Genomic DNA, 17,859 nt, shown 5'->3' on the forward strand with positions numbered 1-17,859 from the left:
ATTAAAATAATATGCAGGTTTTAAAGAAATGTGCAGGAAATAAGAAAAAGTGAGGAGAAATCAGTAATATAACTGATTCTCCATTATCTTCTTTTTCCTTTTTTTGCATTTAATAATCGCTGCATTCTATCTTCTTGATCGGAACCTTCTGTTTTTGGATAAGGTTTTTCTTCTTTTTTCTCTTTATGTCTTTTTTCCGTTTGCTTCTCCTCTGTTCGTCTATTTAACACTATTTTCGGCTTACTTTTTTGTTTTTTCGTATTGATTAGTGTTTGAATGGGATTTACTGTAGTTTCTTGTTTATCTTTCACATTACGATTTTTCAACTTTATAAGTGGTTGAAATCCGAATCTTCTTAATGCAATTTCAATGAAGAATACTAGAAAAGCTGTTAACAGCAACCATTCAGTAATTGGACGTCTATGATAAGATTCCCCTAAAGTTGGTGAAAAAGCAGCTTGTTCATTTTCTAATTCTTTACCATTCACCACCCCTACCAAATCTTTCAAAAATGGTTGATTTACTTCCTTTAATAAATACTCTTTTGAATATGGAATAGTAAATCCTGTTTGAAAAACCTGTTCAGTCTCCTCTCCGGTATGCTGTTTCACCATTAAAAAGTACATACCTGGAGTATCCTCCATCTTTAATTCATATTCGCCTGGGGCAACCATTTTAGTTTGGACGTTCATCTCATTCCCCGATTGAGAAACGACTACTGCCTCTAATGGTAAAATGGCTGCTTCATTGGATTTTAATTGAAGCAATGTCTTGCCATTTTCTTCCGTTACCCTCATATCATAAGGAATATTTTCATAGGATGGAAAAGTTTTTGTGATGAGATGACTCCAAAAGTTTGGCCACTCATTCCAGCGTGCCCAATCACCTGCCCATTTTCCGCCAGTATCTGAGGTATAGGCAATTGTTTTTCCAAGCCCATATTGCCATTCTGCTAAAATCGGATCCTCTTTTTCACTTACAACAGACACTTGAGCAGCTTGTTTAGGTGTCACTGCAATATAGGCATTCATTTGTGGAACCCCATTCTTAAAATGCTTGAGCCAATCTGGATAAGGCTGAATGACAGGATAAAAAGGATTATCCTCTATATAGGTTCTCGATGCCATAACCGTTTCACGTGATAGTATACTAGGGATTACAGTTGAGTCGGTTACGTTATAAAATCGACCTGAACCATATTCAGCTAGGCTTTCTAATAATCGAATATCCGCATCCTGTCCTAAGGCAACCGTTGAGATCGTAATATTTTCTTTTTTCCCTTCCTCAATAAGTGTTTCGTAATCCGCATTAGAGGATTGTCCATCTGTTAATAAAATAATATGCTTCCTCTGTAACTTTAATGGCATTAATTCATCATAAGCCATTTTTAATGATGTATAAATCTCTGTACCACCGCCTTCAGTGACAGAACGAATTTTTTTCATTACCTTTTTCTTATCTCTGATCGGTGCGGTCTCAACTATGACCCATGGTCGATCATCAAAGGCAATAAAGCCAAGTGTATCTTCTTCACGCATTAACTCTACTGATCTCGCAGCCGCTTCTTTTGCTAAAGAAAGTTTTTGCCCACTCATACTACCTGAACGATCCATAACAATCACTAATCCAAGAGTTGGCATTTTTTTCTTCCCTTTAATATCCATCGTTACAGGAAGAAGTTTTTCTATAGGTGTTTTAAAATAGCCCCCCAGACCAAAACTATTCTCTCCTCCTGTCATCACGAAGCCCACGCCAAATTCCTTTACCGCTTTTTCAATAATTTTCATTTGCTTTTCACCAATGGAGGTTGCGTCTACATTATCAAAAATTATTGATTGATAAGGTAAGTAACCAGATAATGTGGTTGGTAATTGTTTCGCAGTGAGTAAATCGACCTGAATATTTGAAGACCTCAAGATATTCGATAATTGGTCATTCCCTTCACCTTGTACAATTAGAGCCTTGGGTATTCCTTTGACATTCGACACAGCAAATAGTTCATTATTTTCTAAATATGCTTCATCATCAGCAATAATCTCTGCCTTATATACAAACATTCCAGTCTCGTCTACCTCATGTGAAAAAGTAAATTCATTTTCACCTTTATTCACTTCTACCTGCTTTTTCATTATTTCACGATTATTTAAGGAGATTCGAACAGTAGCTGCCTTATTTGTTGTACTATTAGCAATTAGTTTTAACTGGGCTTTTTCCCCTTGGAATAAAGATGCAGGAGCTTTGAATTCTGTTAATGCAACATCACTACCTGATTCACCAGATACTTCCACATAATCAAGCTCAATATTTTGATGTTTTAAAAGTTTTGCTGCCTCTATAGCTTTTCCATTCGTTTCATTCCCATCTGAAAATAAGATGATTCTTCCTTTTTGATGATTAGGAATTAAGGCTGAGGCAAGCTGTATTCCTTGCTCAATATTTGTTTTATCCCCGCCAACTTGTGTTGAAAATTCTTGTATTGGATCCCCCATTTTTGTTAAAGATTGCTCAACAGCTGCATGATTACCAGTCGCTACAATGGCATAGGAATCCATCTTATTCTTACTTTGAACACTTTTATTAATCCATGTTAGAATTTGCTCTTCCGAACCCTTCATACTTGCTGAACGATCAACGAGAAAAATGACATTTTCTCCTTTTATCGGCAATAGCATTTCAGGTAAGGTTAAAGCAAAAATTAAAAGGGAAAAGATGAATGCACGCAATAAAACAATCCATTTCTTTTCTAACGAATTGATTCTATTTGATTTACGATAAAACAAAATTAAGACAAATATAACAGGAATCATTAATAGAAACAGGATGGGATATTTAACGTCTATGTGCACGACTATAAACCTCCCATTCAATAAATAAAATAATAAAGGCAGCCACTGTTAACCAAAACCAAAGGAATGAATACTTCGTTGCCTTTGTAGATTGACCTACTTGATCATTTGGCTGATTCATTACAAATGATGGTTCGACCTGCACCGACTGTTCTTCTTCATCCAAAACAACTGAAATATACATGGATTGTTCACCGGCAGTAATTTGATAAAGACCTGGCTTTTTCGGGGCCACAAAGCTTTCTTTGTCCAATTGATAAGAGCTTAAAAACTTCCCGGATTCATCAAATACTTTCCAGTTAGAGCTTCCACTTGTAGACATCCATTTCTTTTCACCCGGTAGGAAAAAACCTTTGAAATGTTGTTGTTCAGATAGCCATTGAAAGGATTGATATAAAAAGATTGGAAACCCCGGCTTTAGTGGCCAATCGGAATTTTCAATCGCAAAATCAATACTGACCACACGGTTTCCCTTATATTCACCTTTTTCTAACAATGGTAAATCTCCACTTCTAGCAAGCGTTTCTAGATGAGGGTGGTTTGTCTTTGTTCCCTTTTGAATATAGGTTTGATCAAACTCAACATATTGCAGTAATGGATCATCTATCACAGAGATAGAACGTTTAAGAGCAATTTCCTTTCCTTTTTGTGGATTGAATATAATTAAAGGTGAACGTGGCCATTTTTCTGGCGATCTTCCTTCCATTAAAATAATTCCGTCCGAACTTTCTTCATTCCAATCCTTTTCTGATACCTGCGTAACAGGGATTCCAATCGTCTGAAAACCTTTAATAACAAACGGATTCACTTCTCCGACTGCATATAGCTTTGAGAGTGATTTTGAATAGACAGCCGTTCTTGTATTATCAATCGGATATATATCATTTCCTACAATTTTCGCTGTATAATAATCTTTTACAACTAGGTTCGGAACCTCAATCATCTTTTGACCATTTGCTGGAATGATTAACTTTTTTGAAAAAAGTGTATCATCGTTATTCTGAATAAGAAATTCCACCTTCTGTTCACGATTGCTTTGATTCTCAATGACCCCAGCACCAATGATTTTTTCCTTCATCTTTGTCACTCCAAAGGATAGTAGGGATAGATTGTCACCGTTTTTTCCCACATTATGAACATGAAGGGGAATCTTATTTTTCATTTTTGGTACAGTATCTTTTGTTACAGCATCAGAAAAAATATGTATAGACGTATGATCTTTTCCTGTCAGCGAATCAGCTAATAGCACCGCCTTATTCATATTACTAGTTTGATAAGATAGCGACAGCTCTTTAATTTTTGATTGGATCAAGTTAAGATTTGTTTCATTTTTCAATTCAATTTTCGCTTCATTTCCAATAGTAATTAAAGTAACATCTTGTCCATTAAGTTGATTGACTAAATTACTAATTTCATTTTTTGCTAGTTGAAATCTCGTTTCTCCCCCGTATTTTGCCGACATAGACGCTGATGTATCGATAATAAAGATGAAATGCTCACCCTCTATCCCTTTTTTCAACCAAAAAGGATTAATAAGGGCAAACATTAAAAGTGTAAGAATCGCCAATTGCAGCCATAATAATAAGTTTTTTTGCAGTTTTTCAATCCATGGGGATGCTTGCCACTCATTCATTACCTGATCCCAAAATAAATTGGATGGGATTATTTTTTTCTCGTATTGCTTGCGAAATAAATAAAAAATAATGACTCCCGCTATAAATATAGTTAATAGGAAATAGATTGGATTAGTTACACCCATTACATATCACCTCATCTAATCCAACCATGGGAAATACAATCTCGCAGAAGGATTTCATCCACTGTTTTTTCGTCATTCACTAGCAGGTAGCGAAAGCCATATTTATCACATATTTTTTTTAAGTTTTTAAGATGTTCATGTAGACGCTGCTCATATTGGCTTATGATTTTGGGACGCATACTTATATTCAATTCACTAAATGTCTCACTATCAATCAATTTCACATCACCTTGGTAATCCGGCTCTAGTTCTAGCTTATTTAGCATTTGGATAAACCAAACATCGCCATTGAGAAAAGCTAATTTCTTTAGCACTGTATCATATTTCTCTAATGTTTCTAATCCATCTGTAATAATAATCGTCAGCTGTTTATCCTTCAGCAGTTGTGTATGCAATGATTCTGTAAATGTTAGAGTAGTCGATTCATTTGAAAGATTGATAATATCAAATAAAGTTGCCTTCGCCTGAACAGCACCTTTCCGTTGAATGACTCGTGGATTGCCATTGGCAACAGGAGTGAATGATACTTGATCTTCGTTTGATAATGCGATATAGCTAAGTGTAGCAGCTAGCTGTTTCGCTCGTTCCCATTTGCTAGGGATGATGCTAACCGACTTTGTACAGTCTAAATAGATGGCAGTTTTCACTTCCTGTTCATCCAAGTACCTTTTAATATAGTGCTTTTGAGTGCGACCATAAATATTCCAATCAATTTGTCTCAAATCATCACCTGGTTGGTAGGCACGAAAATCCGAAAATTCTAATGATGAACCGAATTTATGAGATCGCCTTAATCCTTTATGTGCACCACGTTTTCTCGTCTGAACAACTAATGTCGTTTTTCGCAGCCTTCCTAATAGTTCGTGTGAAACACCGTTCATTTGGATACAACTCCAGCTCTCTGGGCAGCTTCAATACATTCATGAATCAGTGCATCTGACTGGACTCCAGCGGCTTCTCCTTCAAAATTAAGCAATAAGCGATGTCTAAGGACAGGATTGGCGACTTGCTTAATATCACCTATTGAGACATGGAAACGTCCAGCGAACAAAGCACGTGCTTTCGCCATTTGAATAAGGCTTTGCAATCCACGAGGACCACTCCCTAATTGAACATACTGATTCACCTTATCCGGTGCATTCTCTGAAAGTGGATGAGTTGCCGTAACGAGATCTACTGCAAAATTAAGAATTTCATCTGAAACAAGAATTTCTTTTACAAGCTTTTGGATAGTTAAAACATCTGAACGCAACATCACCTTTTTTAATGGAGGAGTTTCCGTACCTGTTGTTCTTAAAATAATTTCTTTTAATTCTTCCTTTGATGGATATTCGACATTAATTTTACTAATAAATCGATCCATTTGGGCCTCTGGTAGAGGATAGGTTCCTTCCATATCAATGGGATTTTGAGTGGCTAACACAAAGAATGGAGCCTCCAATGTTTTTGTATCTCCAAGTATCGTAATGGTTTTTTCTGCCATCGACTCAAGCAAAGCACTTTGCGTTTTGGGTGTAGCCCGATTAATCTCATCCGCTAAAACGATATGAGAAAATAGCGGTCCACGATGAAAGACAAATTGCTGTTTCCCTACTTCATCTGGTTCAATGATCATTGTTCCCGTAATATCGGAGGGCATGAGATCAGGTGTAAATTGTATCCGCGAAAAAGAAAGATCGATAACCTCTGAAATGGTACGAATCAGCATCGTCTTACCAAGACCGGGAAGACCCTCTAATAATGCGTGACCACCAGCAAATATAGTCCACAGCACTTGGTCAATTACTTCTGATTGACCAACTATGAATGATTGAATTTCTACTATCGTTTGCCTGAGCAACTCAGTAGCTTCCTGAAAAATTTCTTCTTTTGTTCTCTCTTGCATCCTTTATCCACCTCTTAATCAGGATCTAACTCGGAAAAATATTGCTTAACGATTGACTCTAGTTCTTTTGGTAATTGAACACGCTCCTTGCTATTTCTATAAGATTTCTCATATTCCCGAAAAACCTCTTCATAGGATCGTACAGACCCTTTTAATATGGGACTATTCCCAGAAAACTGCTCTTTGCTATTTCCTTGACCAAGTCTTCCAAAGTCGTTCTCTATATTTTTTTTACCTGAAATGTTTTCAGGAATGGTAAGAAAATCTCTGGAACCTTGTCCTTTCCCTGCTCCTAATCCAGTTCCACCTTGACCTTGACCTTGACCTTGACCTTGTCCCTGGCCTTGACCTTGACCTTGGCCTTGGCCTTGACCTTGGCCTTGACCTTGACCTTGGCCTTGACCTTGGCCTTGGCCTTGACCTTGGCCTTGGCCTTGACCCTGGCCTTGACCTTGACCTTGGCCATGTCCCTGGCCTTTTTCACCTTGACTTTGACCATCACTACTACCTTTATTATTCTCATTTGCTGGAATATCAGAGTCTTTCTGATTCGAGAAATCAGTGCTAGACAAGGCAATCTGCTCATTAGGCAGGATGCCATTTTTCATCATATCTTGTTGTAAGCTAAGAGCGATATTTTTTATTGTCTCTTGTGATAAATTGGCGTCATTCAATTGAGCTGCTAATTGGATCGCCATCTTTAACTGCTTTTCTAATTGAGCTAATTGTTCTTTTGTTAATTCATTTTGATTTGTCAGCTTCGCTAATGCCTGTTTTTGCTGTTCAGTTAACTGGTCCCAATTGTTTTTTAGTTTTTCTAACTGTTCAGTAATCTTTTTCATCTCTTTTTTATCAATGGCATTTGCTAATTGCTTTAAATTAGCACCGTTAAGCTCATTTCTTAGCTGATTTAATTGTTGCTGTTGTTCTTTTGCCTTTAATTGTTTTAATTCTAGCTGGTTTAATTCCTTAGCCAATTTTTTTAGTGCTTCTTCAGCTTTGTTTTCCTTTTTTACTTCTTGCTTCATTTTTTCTAATTCTTTTTTTACCGTTTTATTTTTTTCCTTTTTCTTTAGTTGATCGATTTTCTTCTCCGTCTTTTTCACGAGCACGGTTTCTTTTTCCATTTTATCTGCCAGTTCCATCTTTTCATTTGGGAAGACAATAGATAAAATCATTCCCCCAAAACAGACTACTACACTAAGGATCATTTGAGGATGGATCCATTTCTTCTTCCTTTTTAAGACGATGTTTCGCTTCTCTTTCATTAGTCTAATGGCATCTTTTCGTTGAAGTTGATAGATTTCTCCCTCTTCCGCAATAAAAGATAGTGCCGTTTTTACCCGATCTTCAGCAATAAATTCGTCATAAATGTTTGCAGCTTGCTTTTTTCTTGGTCGAAATTTAATGAAGAAAATACTTACTCCGACAAATATACAAAGGCAACCCCCAATTAAATAACGTTCTGGATAAGGAATAACTATCCAGCGCGCAAATAAAAATAAAAGGAATGAGAAGATGCCAATTCCTAATAGGTAAAACTGAATAAAACTTGTAATATGTATATACCACAGCTGTCTTTCAACATCCTTCAATATCGAAAATAATTGTTTCTTCTCATTCATCTTAAATCACCTATTTTTTCACTTTCATATTAGGTCTAAGCTTACGAATGCTTAAATATAAACAAAGTATAACAATGATTGAATAGCAAATGATATGGCTAATCCATAATGGGAAGTCAATGCCTGTAGTTCTGTAAATCTCATCAACAATTTCGGGCATAACAATTCCTGCCAATACCATTGGTGCATTAAACATCGCAATAAAATAACCTACTGGATTAGTTGGTGGAGTTTGCATAGTATAGTTGTGCATTTGGCTCATGCTTAGTACGATCATAAATAAAAAAGCTGTACCTCCTGCTAATAGAAGGGTAACTCCATATGTCGTTACCATCGATACAACGGTTTTCCGGATAATTGTCGAAAAGAATACCCCGATACTCGCAAAGACAATTATTGTAAACACATATAAACCGAATACAGCAAGCAATGTCGCAGGTGCCACTCCACCGAAGAGAAATACCATACTATATAGGGGCAAACTTGCAACAATTAATAGAAGCAAATACAAGAATGATGAAAAAAGTTTGCTTAAAATAATACTCGTTGAACTTTGTACAGTTGTTAATAATATATTTAAAGTTTGCTTTTCCCTTTCCCCACTAATCACACCTGCTGTTAAACCAGGTGTGATAAATAGAATAAGTGCTAGCTGAATAAAGGACAGCATGACAAATAATTCCCTACTTTGTTCAGGACGGAAATAACTGCTCCCCCTGAATTCTGTCATCAAAAGTATAAACCCGACGACAATCAATGCTATGGCTAGGAGATATGCTAGTAGCCCGATAAATGTTTTCAAGGAGCGAAACCTTAGTTTAAACTCTTTGTTCAAAACTGGATTAATAAGAAAGGACTTCATCCTTATTCCACCCCTTTCGTAATTTCCATAAAGACATCTTCTAAGTCCGTTTCGAACTCTTTAAAGCTAACAATCTGTATTTCCTGTAAAATTGCATGTCTTAACAACTGTGACTGTTCTTCATCATTGCCATTAAAGTAAAACTGGAAGCAGTATTCATCCTCTAATTTTTCCATTTGAGATACTTTCGGATGGTCTTCAAAAAAGGCAATAGCTGGATCTCGCTGTTGATTAACCTTAACAATAATTATTTTCTCTGCTTGCAATTGCTTTTGTATCTCTGCAACAGATCCATGTGCTACAAGCTTACCATTGTCAATCACACCAATTTCATCACACATCTCAGCTAATTCTGGCAAGATATGCGAAGAAATCAAAATGGTTTTACCCATTGATTTTAATTCCTTCAGAATCTCCCTCATTTCGACTCTTGCTCTTGGGTCTAAGCCTGATGCAGGCTCATCCAAAATAAGCACTTCTGGATCATGGATCAAAGATCTTGCCAAACAAAGTCTCTGTTTCATCCCACGTGATAGCACATCGACATAGGAATGCTGTTTATGTGATAAATTAACAAGCTCAAGTAATTGAGGAATTAATTTCTTCCTTGTATTTGCATCAATTCCGTAGCTTGCACCGTAAAAATCTAAATATTCATCAGCTTTTAAGTGATCATATACACCAAAGAAATCAGGCATATATCCTATTTGTTTGCGAACTTGTTTTGGTTCCTTTGTAATATTAAAGCCATTAATATATGCAGTCCCTGAAGTAGGAGATAGCAATGTCGCCAAGATGGAAAAAGTGGTCGATTTACCAGCACCATTTTGCCCAACAAAACCGAAAACGCATCCTTTTCCAATTGTTAAATTTAAAGTATCTAATGCCGTAAATGAGCCATATTTTTTAGTCAAATTTTGAATTTCAATCATGGACGAACCTCACCTTTCACAGTTAAGTTTGGTAAAAAGACATGTGGGTCGCCTTGACCAAGCTTTAATATTTTTATCTTAAACGTACCATTTTTGTAATATCGATCTATTTGTTTATCAAATACAGTTACTTTATTTTTCTCATCGATTGGTATATATTTTTTTGCAGTAAAATCAAACAGTTGATAATCTACAAAATTACTAGGCTCTATTTGTAAAGACAATTGTTCAATATCTGTTCTGTCAGAAATCAATTGTTTTGGCAAATAATAATTAATCTCATATTCCCCATCTTCTAACATCATTTCATTGCCTCGGCCCACGTTTTCTTCATAAATATTTCCTTTAATCACGGACGTTTTCGTTCTAATTGAATTTTGATTCAAAGTAAACGGGCCATTGATAACTCCAGTTATTTCAAATGGTTGATAAATGAGAGAAAGATTTCGCATCTTTGCCTTCTTTTTTTCTAACTCTGCTTCAATTACCGGACTTTTGGTAATTCCATAAACGACTGGTAAACTATCTTTATTCATACGTTCTGAAAGATTTCCAGCAATCCATTGTAATCGATCTTTTTTCAATCTAAATATTTCATCTTTGGTAACATTAGAAGGATATCCGCTCAGATTTCCATTATGAATTGGTGCTAATAAATAGGAATCAAGCATTTTTTCATTAACAGTTAAAGACTGCCCTTTCGACAATTTACCTAATTTATATGTTCGATAACCTGACCAAATATACACTTCCTCAAAATCATACGGAAATTGATTTTTAATTTCACCAGTTATTTTCTGATTATTTATAGATAAATGAACTTGAAATTGTCCTGCTTTCTTAATGTGCGTAAACCCTAACAAGGATCGCGTCGACCAATATTCAACATTATTAAATGTAATTTGGTCTGTTTTCAATTTATTTTCAACAACCGCTTGTTTGGATAGGCTTTCTATGCTACCCGCACCATGTCTGTCAATTGGACTTCCATTAAATTCACCTTTCGGATAAATAAATGTATAATCCCCACTTGTATTTGACATTAATGTTGCTCCATAAATACCGGATAAACCACCATTGCCATCTGCCTCAAGGGATGCCATTTGATTAATTTGCGGCGATGCAATTCTATCCTTTGCACCTGTTAAGAAGATGCCAAGTGAAAAGAGGATTGAAATAACAGGAATGAGCCACCATGCATGTTCACGCCTGTCCAATTTGCGTAAAATAATATAAAGAAGTGGAACGATTACGATAAAGTAACCTGCTAATACAGATAAAATAACTCCTAACGAAAACTGTGAGGATTCAAATAATTGATTGATATCAACAAGTTCATAGGAGAAACTATCATAAAATCCCATACCATTATTTTGCATGATCGATTGTAAATGTGAGCTATCGGATTGTGATAACAAACTTCCTAGCCAAGTATTATAGTTTTTCCAAGAAGAAAGTGGTTCATCTCCTAAGGAAAATGCTGTCTGGATTATTTCCCCTTTGCCAATTTGTTTTCGAGCAATCACTGGGGTAGAGTCTACCTCTGTCATCACTATTGCTTTTTCATTGATGTTGCCTATAAAAATAGGTAATTGAGAAAAATTCGGTTTCTCCTCATTATTCACCGCTAAAAATGATAGATTCGTAAGCTCCTTCTCACTATTTATACCCATTGGCATGTTATCTTTTAATAAACCAAAAGAATCTAAGCCTTCTGGTGTGGCACCTGCAATTAAGACTCCACCATCTTCGATCCAATCATGGATCGATTTTTGTTGTTTTTCATCTAATTGTGTTAAAGCATATTCATCTACGATGATATAATCCAATAAATCTAACCCAAGCGAATCAGTGGGAATAAGCTTCTTCGAAAGTGGATATACTTCCACATTTCCTGCTGTAGCGGGAATCGATTTTAATTCTTTTAACCGATCAGGATTTTCACTTAAGATTCCAACCGATTTTTCATCCTGTTGGACAAATTTTGGACTAAAGGTTCTTTTTCCGTTCACCTTTACTTCATTGTCTTTTCGCCAATCTCCTTTATATAGATGAACAATCGGATTTCTTGTCAGTTCATAGCCAATATCCTCCGAAAGCCCAGGTACAGCTACCGTATACTTTTTTGTCGTTCCAGCAGGTAATTCAACATGGATTGCTTTCATACCGCCTGCATTATAGGAAGGAGCAAAGTTTACAAGAAGAGATCCGCTAAAATCTTCACCATTATTTTTGATCGTGAGAAAGATAGGGAATCCCCTACCACTTTTGATATTTCCATTCAATCCCGCTTCGACATCTATTTGTATTGCTTCTCTTGCAAAAGCAGGTTTGATTGAAAAAATAGAAAATAAGAAAATGATTGCTAGAACGAATATTGTCTTTTTTGATTGCTTCATTATTTTCCCCCTAATTTTTCTTCTCTTTTTAGACGTTTATCAAACAAAAAGGTTTTCACTTTTTTTTCAATTTGAAATATTCATCTCTTATTCAATATTATTTTACATTAAATTCTGGATAATGAAATATTTCCCACAAAAAAATCTTAAATCGTGAGTGATTTAAGATTTTTAACAATTAATTTCTATTTTGTTTTGACCGTTTCGCCTAAGGAAAGCCAAGATCTATTCTCCTTTTGATCAACTGTTATTGGTACTTGAAAAAATTCAGATAAATTTTGAGCATTTAATAGAGTTTTCGTAGCACCTGATTGAAAGATCTCACCATTTTTTAACAGAATCATCTTTTCGAAACATGGGAGAACTTCCTCGACATGATGAGTTACATAAATTAATGTTGGTCCATCTGGCTGTTTCGCTAAACGTTCAATGGTTTGTAAAAAATGCTCTCTTGATATAATATCTAAACCCGTACACGGTTCATCAAGAATTAATAGTTTAGGAGACGCCATCATCGCCCTAGCAATCAAAATGCGTTGCCGCTCACCTTGTGATAAGGTTTCATATCTTCGCATCGTTAAATGATCACAATTAAATAATGTTAGTAATTGAAGTGCCTGATCTTTATCTTTTTTATTTGCATGTTCATACAAACCAATACTAGCAAACTTTCCACTTAGTACAATATCCTCAACAATCTCGTGATCAGGTATTTTTTGCTGTAAAGAAGAACTGACCCAGCCGATTGATTTACGGAGTTCGCGAATATCCGTACGTCCAAAAGAATGATTTAATACGTGAACCTCCCCCTTTGTCGGCCATATATATCCATTAATCATATTTAAAAGAGTGGTTTTTCCAGAGCCATTAAGACCTAATAGACACCAATGTTCCCCTTCGTTCACTTCCCATGAAAATTCCTTCAAAATCCACTTCTCTTCCCGTTTCCACGAAACATTCTTCATATTAATGATCACTGCATACACTCCTTACAACTCAAAATTATTCAAATAATTAGACTATTTAACGCGTACTGTAACACTTTAAAGCAGTGGGGGTCAGACCCCCACTAAATAATCTGTTAATACAGAAATGGCAAAGTCTATGGCGTCTTCATTTGGTTCTAGTTTGGAGTGGTGTAAACCATAGGGGGAGTCTACTCCTAGCCAGAACATGAATCCAGGAATTTCTTTTAGCATGTAGCCAAAGTCTTCTCCTGTCATGGCTTCTTTGCATACATATAAATTTACATTTTGTTTTTTTTCCAAGTACTTCATAAAGTCTTTCGTTGGTTGTTCGTGATTATACACTTGATGATACATGGAACCATAGTCAATTTTCACTTCACATTCGAACCCATTTTCGATGCCTTTAACTAATGCCTCAATTCTTTTCTTTACTTTTTGCATTGACTCAACAGATAATGTACGAATTGTTCCTTCTAATCTAGCGGTTTCGGCAATTATATTTTGGACCGTTCCTCCGGTTATTTTACCAACGGTAATAACCGCACTATCCAGTGGATCAACATTCCGTGAAATGATGGATTGAAGTTGTGTGACCAAATAAGAAGCCGCCACGACCATATCATTCGTTTGATGAGGATACGCAGCATGTCCTCCCTTACCCTTCAGATCAATAAACAATTCAGACGTGTTCGCAAATAATAAGCCCTCTTTTATCGCAATCGTTCCGACAGGATATTCTGGTGCAATATGCAAGGCAAGAATTAGATCTGGCTTCCACGCCTGAAATTCCTCGCTTTTTAACATCGGTTCTGCTCCACCAGGACCTTCCTCGGCAGGTTGAAAAATAAACAGCATATCATCTTTAATTGGATGCTCTACTATATGCGTTAAAACCCCCAGTGCAATACTCATATGAAAATCATGTCCACAGGCATGCATTCTTCCTTCATGTTCTGATGAAAAAGGAAGATTGGTTTGCTCCCCAATCGGAAGTCCATCGATATCAGTTCTATAGCCAATAGTTTTAGTGGGAGCTGTTCCAAGCACTTTCACAAAAAGACCAGTACGCCATATACGAATTTCATAACGATCTTTTGGCAGTGATTCAATATATTTTAGGAGATAGTTTTGTGTTTTTACTTCTTGGAAGCCTAGTTCAGGTATTTGATGTAAATCACGTCTGATTTTTATAAATGGACTTTGACTCATGTAAGATTCCCCTTTACAAAAAGCCTGGCAGCTGCCAGGCTTTTTCTTATAAATTACGAAGTTCTTGCTTAATTTCGATTTTTGATTTTGTTTTTTCATCAATATTCTTTAATTTTTTCGCTGGTACACCTGCAACTAAAGTATTCGGTGGTACATCATTCACTACGATCGCTCCTGCAGCAACAACAGAACCTTTACCAACCGTTACACCTTCCAAAATAACCGCATTCGCCCCAATAAGAACATCATCTTCAATAATAACAGGCTTGGCAGAAGGCGGCTCAATGACACCAGCTAAAACAGCACCTGCACCAACATGGCAATTTTTTCCTACTGTTGCACGTCCACCTAAGACAGCATTCATATCAATCATTGTACCTTCGCCAATTACTGCACCGATATTGATTACTGCACCCATCATAATAACAGCGTTATTACCAATTTCAACCTGGTCACGTATAATTGCACCTGGTTCAATACGTGCATTAATATGTTTCATATCTAGCAATGGAATAGCAGAATTACGACGATCATTTTCAACGACATAATCTACAATATTTTCTTTATTTGCTTCGATAACAGCTGAAATTTCAGACCATTCTCCAAAAACAACTCCGCTATTTTCGTTAATAAAAGTTTGGATCTTACTTCCGAAATCAACTTTCTTTAGATCACCTTTTATATAAACCTTTACAGGTGTCGTCTTTTTACTATTTGAAATAAAAGAAATAATTTCATTTGCATCCATCAGCATTAATCCCCCTACTAATTTTTAATATGTATGAAAATTACTTTAACAAACTAAATCAATATAAACAAGAAATATGTCTAAAAAGTATGTGGCTGAGTTTCTAAAAATTCATTGACGATCTCAACAAAAGCCTGAACCTGACCTAGTTCAAAGGCAGATTCATATCCTAATAACCATGTATCCCTTTTCAGACGTTGATCATGATCTCCTTTCAGAGGAATCTTATACATATTATTTGCAGATTCAGTTAATGTAATCGCAGGTAATATCGCATATCCGATTCCATTAAAAGTCATTTGCTTACATGTTTCAATTTGATCAACCACAATCGTATTCTTAGGCGTTGTTTGAAATTGACGGTGCCACCAATCTTGAATTTCTTGGTAATAATTCGAATCACTTTTAAACTGTATAAATGGGCGGTCTGTCTTTAATACATCCTCGACATGCTGAATCTCTTTATCAACTAAATACAGTGTATCCTCGAATAAATGGAGTTTCGGTCCCTTCCAATCCGTAGACCCACGAAGAATTCCTATATGAACCTCATCATCATATAGAGATTTTAAAATTTCACTACTCCACCCAGTAATTAATGATATTTTTGCATGGGGATATTTTTCAACAAACTTCTTAAGTACCTTAGGAAGCCAGTTCTGACCAACGATAGACGCACATGCAATCTTTAATGTACCATGAACCTTAGACTCGAGAGATTGTATACTTTCCTTCACCTTTTCCTCTCGTTCTAATACATCATTTGCAAAGCGAATAATGAGCTCCCCTGAGGGTGTTAGTGTTAATCCCTTTTGTGTTCGAATAAATAATTTTGTTCCCCATTGCTTTTCAATATTTTGCAGCCTTTGAGACAAAGCAGGTTGTGAAACAAAAAGACGTTCAGCAGCCTTCCTCATATTCATTTCTTGTGCCAGAACTGAAAGTAATTGGAATTCATTCGTTGACATGTACATACTCCTATAAGTTTTACTTATATTATATCTTAAAATAGTAGAAATTTCATGATTACTCTCTATCAAAATTAAATGGACTTTCGATTCTATTTTCCAAAATTTATTTCAAACTTTTTCTTCTTTCTATACGTCTATTTAACGTAACACCAAAAAGATACCGTATCAAAGAAAAAGTCAAGGTGCTTTTGGAGGCGCCGAAGCAGCACATTGTAGAAAAAGGAGCTCTTTTTTCATGAAGACAAGCAAGGCAATTGACCAATTAACACAATTCATCATTGAAAATAAGGAAGATTTTTATCGGCTAGCTTATAGCTATGTAAAAAATTCTGAAGATGCATTAGATATCGTTCAGGAATCAATAAAAAAAGCATTAATAGCAAAAGATTTTTTAAAAGAATCTCAGTCTATAAAAAGTTGGTTCTATAAAATTGTTGTCAATACATCATTAGATTTTTTAAGAAAAACAAAAAAAATCTCCTTAGTTGATGAGGAAACATTAGATTTCTTTAGTACCGGGAAAGAGGATAGTTATCAAAACATTGATTTAAAAAGATCCCTCGAAGATCTCCCAATAAAATATCGGAGTGTCATCATCCTTCGATATTTTGAAGATTTAAAAATAGATGAGATTGCTGAAATACTTCACATAAATGTAAGTACAGTGAAAACTCGTCTATACAAAGCACTTGAAATTTTAAGGATTAAAATGAAAGACGAAAGAATTTAAAGTAGAGATTATCTCAATTATACCGGAGGCAATAAAATGGATAAAAAATTAGAGGAATTAAAATATGAATATAAAAATACACCCATTCCTAAAGAGCTCGATGAAGTAGTAAATAAAGCTTTACAACACAAAAACAAAAGACCATTCCGTTATCACTGGCTTGTTGGAGCAGCTGCAGCCGCAATCATTTTTACAGCAAGTGTTAATATTAGTCCAACGTTTGCGAAAAATTTATCCAATGTCCCAGTTTTAGGTTCAGTTGTAGAGGTGATCACCTTCAAAGAAATAAATGTGGATGACGAAAATTACAATGCTCACTTAAAAGTTCCTAAAGTAAATAACCTTAACAATAAAAATTTAGAAAGTAGTCTTAACAAAAAATATATAGCAGAAAATCAAAAACTATATAATGATTTTACAAAAGAAGTAGAAAATCTTAAGAAAAAAGGTGGCGGCCATTTAGGTGTAGACTCTGGATACGAGGTTAAAACAGATGATGATAAAATCCTATCAATTGAACGCTATGTTGTTAATACACAAGCATCATCCTCGACAACCGTTCAATATGATACCGTTGATAAGGAAAAGCAAATCTTGCTAACACTTCCAATTCTATTTAAAGATCATGACTATATTAAAGTAATTAGTGAAAATATTAAGGATCAAATGCGGGACCAAATGAAAAAGGATCCAAATAAAATTTATTGGGTTGATAATGCAGGTATCGAAGACCTTGACCTAACGGAAGCTTTTAATCAGATTTCAACAAATCAAAGCTTTTACATTAATAAAGATCATAAATTAGTCATTACTTTTAATGAATATGAAGTTGCACCTGGATACATGGGCACTGTGGAGTTCATTATTCCAACAAAGGTCATTTCTAACGAACTAGTAGGTCATGATTATATTAAATAAATTCATT

General features: G+C 35.5%; 14 protein-coding genes. 2 read left to right on the top strand and 12 right to left on the bottom strand.

The genetic code is table 11. The features are described 5' to 3' along the window. Window positions 1–83: 83 nt before the first annotated feature. From NST63_RS16920 to NST63_RS16975, 12 genes are all read right to left on the bottom strand, one after another. Entirely contained in the window at window positions 84–2,846 is a 2,763-nt protein-coding gene (locus NST63_RS16920; RefSeq protein ID WP_341043015.1) for a VWA domain-containing protein, read from the bottom strand. Further along, entirely contained in the window at window positions 2,830–4,605 is a 1,776-nt protein-coding gene (locus NST63_RS16925; RefSeq protein ID WP_212942119.1) for a vWA domain-containing protein, read from the bottom strand. Before NST63_RS16925 ends, NST63_RS16920 begins: the two co-directional genes overlap by 17 nt. Before the next feature lie 11 nt (window positions 4,606–4,616). Next, window positions 4,617–5,486 (bottom strand): DUF58 domain-containing protein, encoded by an 870-nt coding sequence (locus tag NST63_RS16930; RefSeq protein ID WP_212942120.1) that lies wholly within the window; start codon window positions 5,484–5,486, stop codon window positions 4,617–4,619. After that, complete coding sequence (locus tag NST63_RS16935; protein ID WP_341043017.1) at window positions 5,483–6,490, bottom strand: AAA family ATPase; 1,008 nt, start codon at window positions 6,488–6,490, stop codon at window positions 5,483–5,485. The genes NST63_RS16930 and NST63_RS16935 overlap by 4 nt, the downstream gene beginning before the upstream one ends. 14 nt (window positions 6,491–6,504) lie before the next feature. After that, window positions 6,505–8,115: a hypothetical protein gene (locus tag NST63_RS16940; RefSeq protein WP_341043018.1), complete on the bottom strand. Its 1,611-nt coding sequence runs from the start codon at window positions 8,113–8,115 to the stop codon at window positions 6,505–6,507. Window positions 8,116–8,125: 10 nt separating this feature from the next. Beyond that, on the bottom strand, window positions 8,126–8,977 hold the full coding sequence (locus tag NST63_RS16945) for an ABC transporter permease (protein WP_341043020.1): 852 nt from the start codon (window positions 8,975–8,977) through the stop codon (window positions 8,126–8,128). A 2-nt stretch (window positions 8,978–8,979) separates the two neighbouring features. After that, window positions 8,980–9,909 (bottom strand): ABC transporter ATP-binding protein, encoded by a 930-nt coding sequence (locus NST63_RS16950; RefSeq protein WP_212942125.1) that lies wholly within the window; start codon window positions 9,907–9,909, stop codon window positions 8,980–8,982. Next, window positions 9,906–12,308 (bottom strand): hypothetical protein, encoded by a 2,403-nt coding sequence (locus NST63_RS16955; RefSeq protein ID WP_341043021.1) that lies wholly within the window; start codon window positions 12,306–12,308, stop codon window positions 9,906–9,908. The genes NST63_RS16950 and NST63_RS16955 overlap by 4 nt, the downstream gene beginning before the upstream one ends. Window positions 12,309–12,493: 185 nt before the next feature. Continuing rightward, complete coding sequence (locus NST63_RS16960; protein ID WP_373312613.1) at window positions 12,494–13,282, bottom strand: ABC transporter ATP-binding protein; 789 nt, start codon at window positions 13,280–13,282, stop codon at window positions 12,494–12,496. 84 nt (window positions 13,283–13,366) lie between these two features. Further along, on the bottom strand, window positions 13,367–14,485 hold the full coding sequence (locus NST63_RS16965) for an N-acetyldiaminopimelate deacetylase (protein WP_341043023.1): 1,119 nt from the start codon (window positions 14,483–14,485) through the stop codon (window positions 13,367–13,369). A gap of 46 nt (window positions 14,486–14,531) precedes the next feature. Then, window positions 14,532–15,239, bottom strand: coding sequence for a 2,3,4,5-tetrahydropyridine-2,6-dicarboxylate N-acetyltransferase (gene dapD, locus NST63_RS16970; protein ID WP_341043025.1), 708 nt, complete (start codon window positions 15,237–15,239; stop codon window positions 14,532–14,534). A 74-nt stretch (window positions 15,240–15,313) separates the two neighbouring features. Continuing rightward, the gene (locus NST63_RS16975; RefSeq protein WP_058002470.1) at window positions 15,314–16,201 is read right to left on the bottom strand and encodes a LysR family transcriptional regulator; all 888 of its coding nucleotides are present in this window, start codon (window positions 16,199–16,201) and stop codon (window positions 15,314–15,316) included. A 238-nt stretch (window positions 16,202–16,439) separates the two neighbouring features. Here NST63_RS16975 and NST63_RS16980 point away from each other — a divergent pair, with 238 nt between their 5' ends. Together NST63_RS16980 and NST63_RS16985 are read left to right on the top strand one after the other, a co-directional pair. Next, complete coding sequence (locus NST63_RS16980; protein ID WP_212942129.1) at window positions 16,440–16,934, top strand: RNA polymerase sigma factor; 495 nt, start codon at window positions 16,440–16,442, stop codon at window positions 16,932–16,934. 36 nt (window positions 16,935–16,970) lie between these two features. Beyond that, window positions 16,971–17,852 carry an RsiV family protein gene (locus NST63_RS16985; RefSeq protein ID WP_341043027.1) on the top strand — a complete coding sequence of 294 codons (882 nt, stop codon included), beginning with the start codon at window positions 16,971–16,973 and terminating at the stop codon, window positions 17,850–17,852. The last annotated feature ends 7 nt before the right edge of the window (window positions 17,853–17,859 follow it).

Source organism: Heyndrickxia sp. FSL W8-0496 (assembly GCF_038007825.1).
In the GTDB taxonomy this organism is placed as follows: domain Bacteria; phylum Bacillota; class Bacilli; order Bacillales; family Bacillaceae_C; genus Heyndrickxia; species Heyndrickxia oleronia.

Excerpts from the sequence above, each read along its gene's own strand:
- NST63_RS16930 (WP_212942120.1), bottom strand. The coding sequence starts at position 5,486 with ATGAACGGTGTTTCACACGAACTATTAGGAAGGCTGCGAAAAACGACA.
- NST63_RS16955 (WP_341043021.1), bottom strand. The coding sequence starts at position 12,308 with ATGAAGCAATCAAAAAAGACAATATTCGTTCTAGCAATCATTTTCTTA.
- NST63_RS16940 (WP_341043018.1), bottom strand. The coding sequence starts at position 8,115 with ATGAATGAGAAGAAACAATTATTTTCGATATTGAAGGATGTTGAAAGA.
- dapD (WP_341043025.1), bottom strand. The coding sequence starts at position 15,239 with ATGCTGATGGATGCAAATGAAATTATTTCTTTTATTTCAAATAGTAAA.
- NST63_RS16980 (WP_212942129.1), top strand. The coding sequence starts at position 16,440 with ATGAAGACAAGCAAGGCAATTGACCAATTAACACAATTCATCATTGAA.
- NST63_RS16935 (WP_341043017.1), bottom strand. The coding sequence starts at position 6,490 with ATGCAAGAGAGAACAAAAGAAGAAATTTTTCAGGAAGCTACTGAGTTG.
- NST63_RS16950 (WP_212942125.1), bottom strand. The coding sequence starts at position 9,909 with ATGATTGAAATTCAAAATTTGACTAAAAAATATGGCTCATTTACGGCA.
- NST63_RS16985 (WP_341043027.1), top strand. The coding sequence starts at position 16,971 with ATGGATAAAAAATTAGAGGAATTAAAATATGAATATAAAAATACACCC.
- NST63_RS16925 (WP_212942119.1), bottom strand. The coding sequence starts at position 4,605 with ATGGGTGTAACTAATCCAATCTATTTCCTATTAACTATATTTATAGCG.
- NST63_RS16945 (WP_341043020.1), bottom strand. The coding sequence starts at position 8,977 with ATGAAGTCCTTTCTTATTAATCCAGTTTTGAACAAAGAGTTTAAACTA.
- NST63_RS16975 (WP_058002470.1), bottom strand. The coding sequence starts at position 16,201 with ATGTCAACGAATGAATTCCAATTACTTTCAGTTCTGGCACAAGAAATG.
- NST63_RS16965 (WP_341043023.1), bottom strand. The coding sequence starts at position 14,485 with ATGAGTCAAAGTCCATTTATAAAAATCAGACGTGATTTACATCAAATA.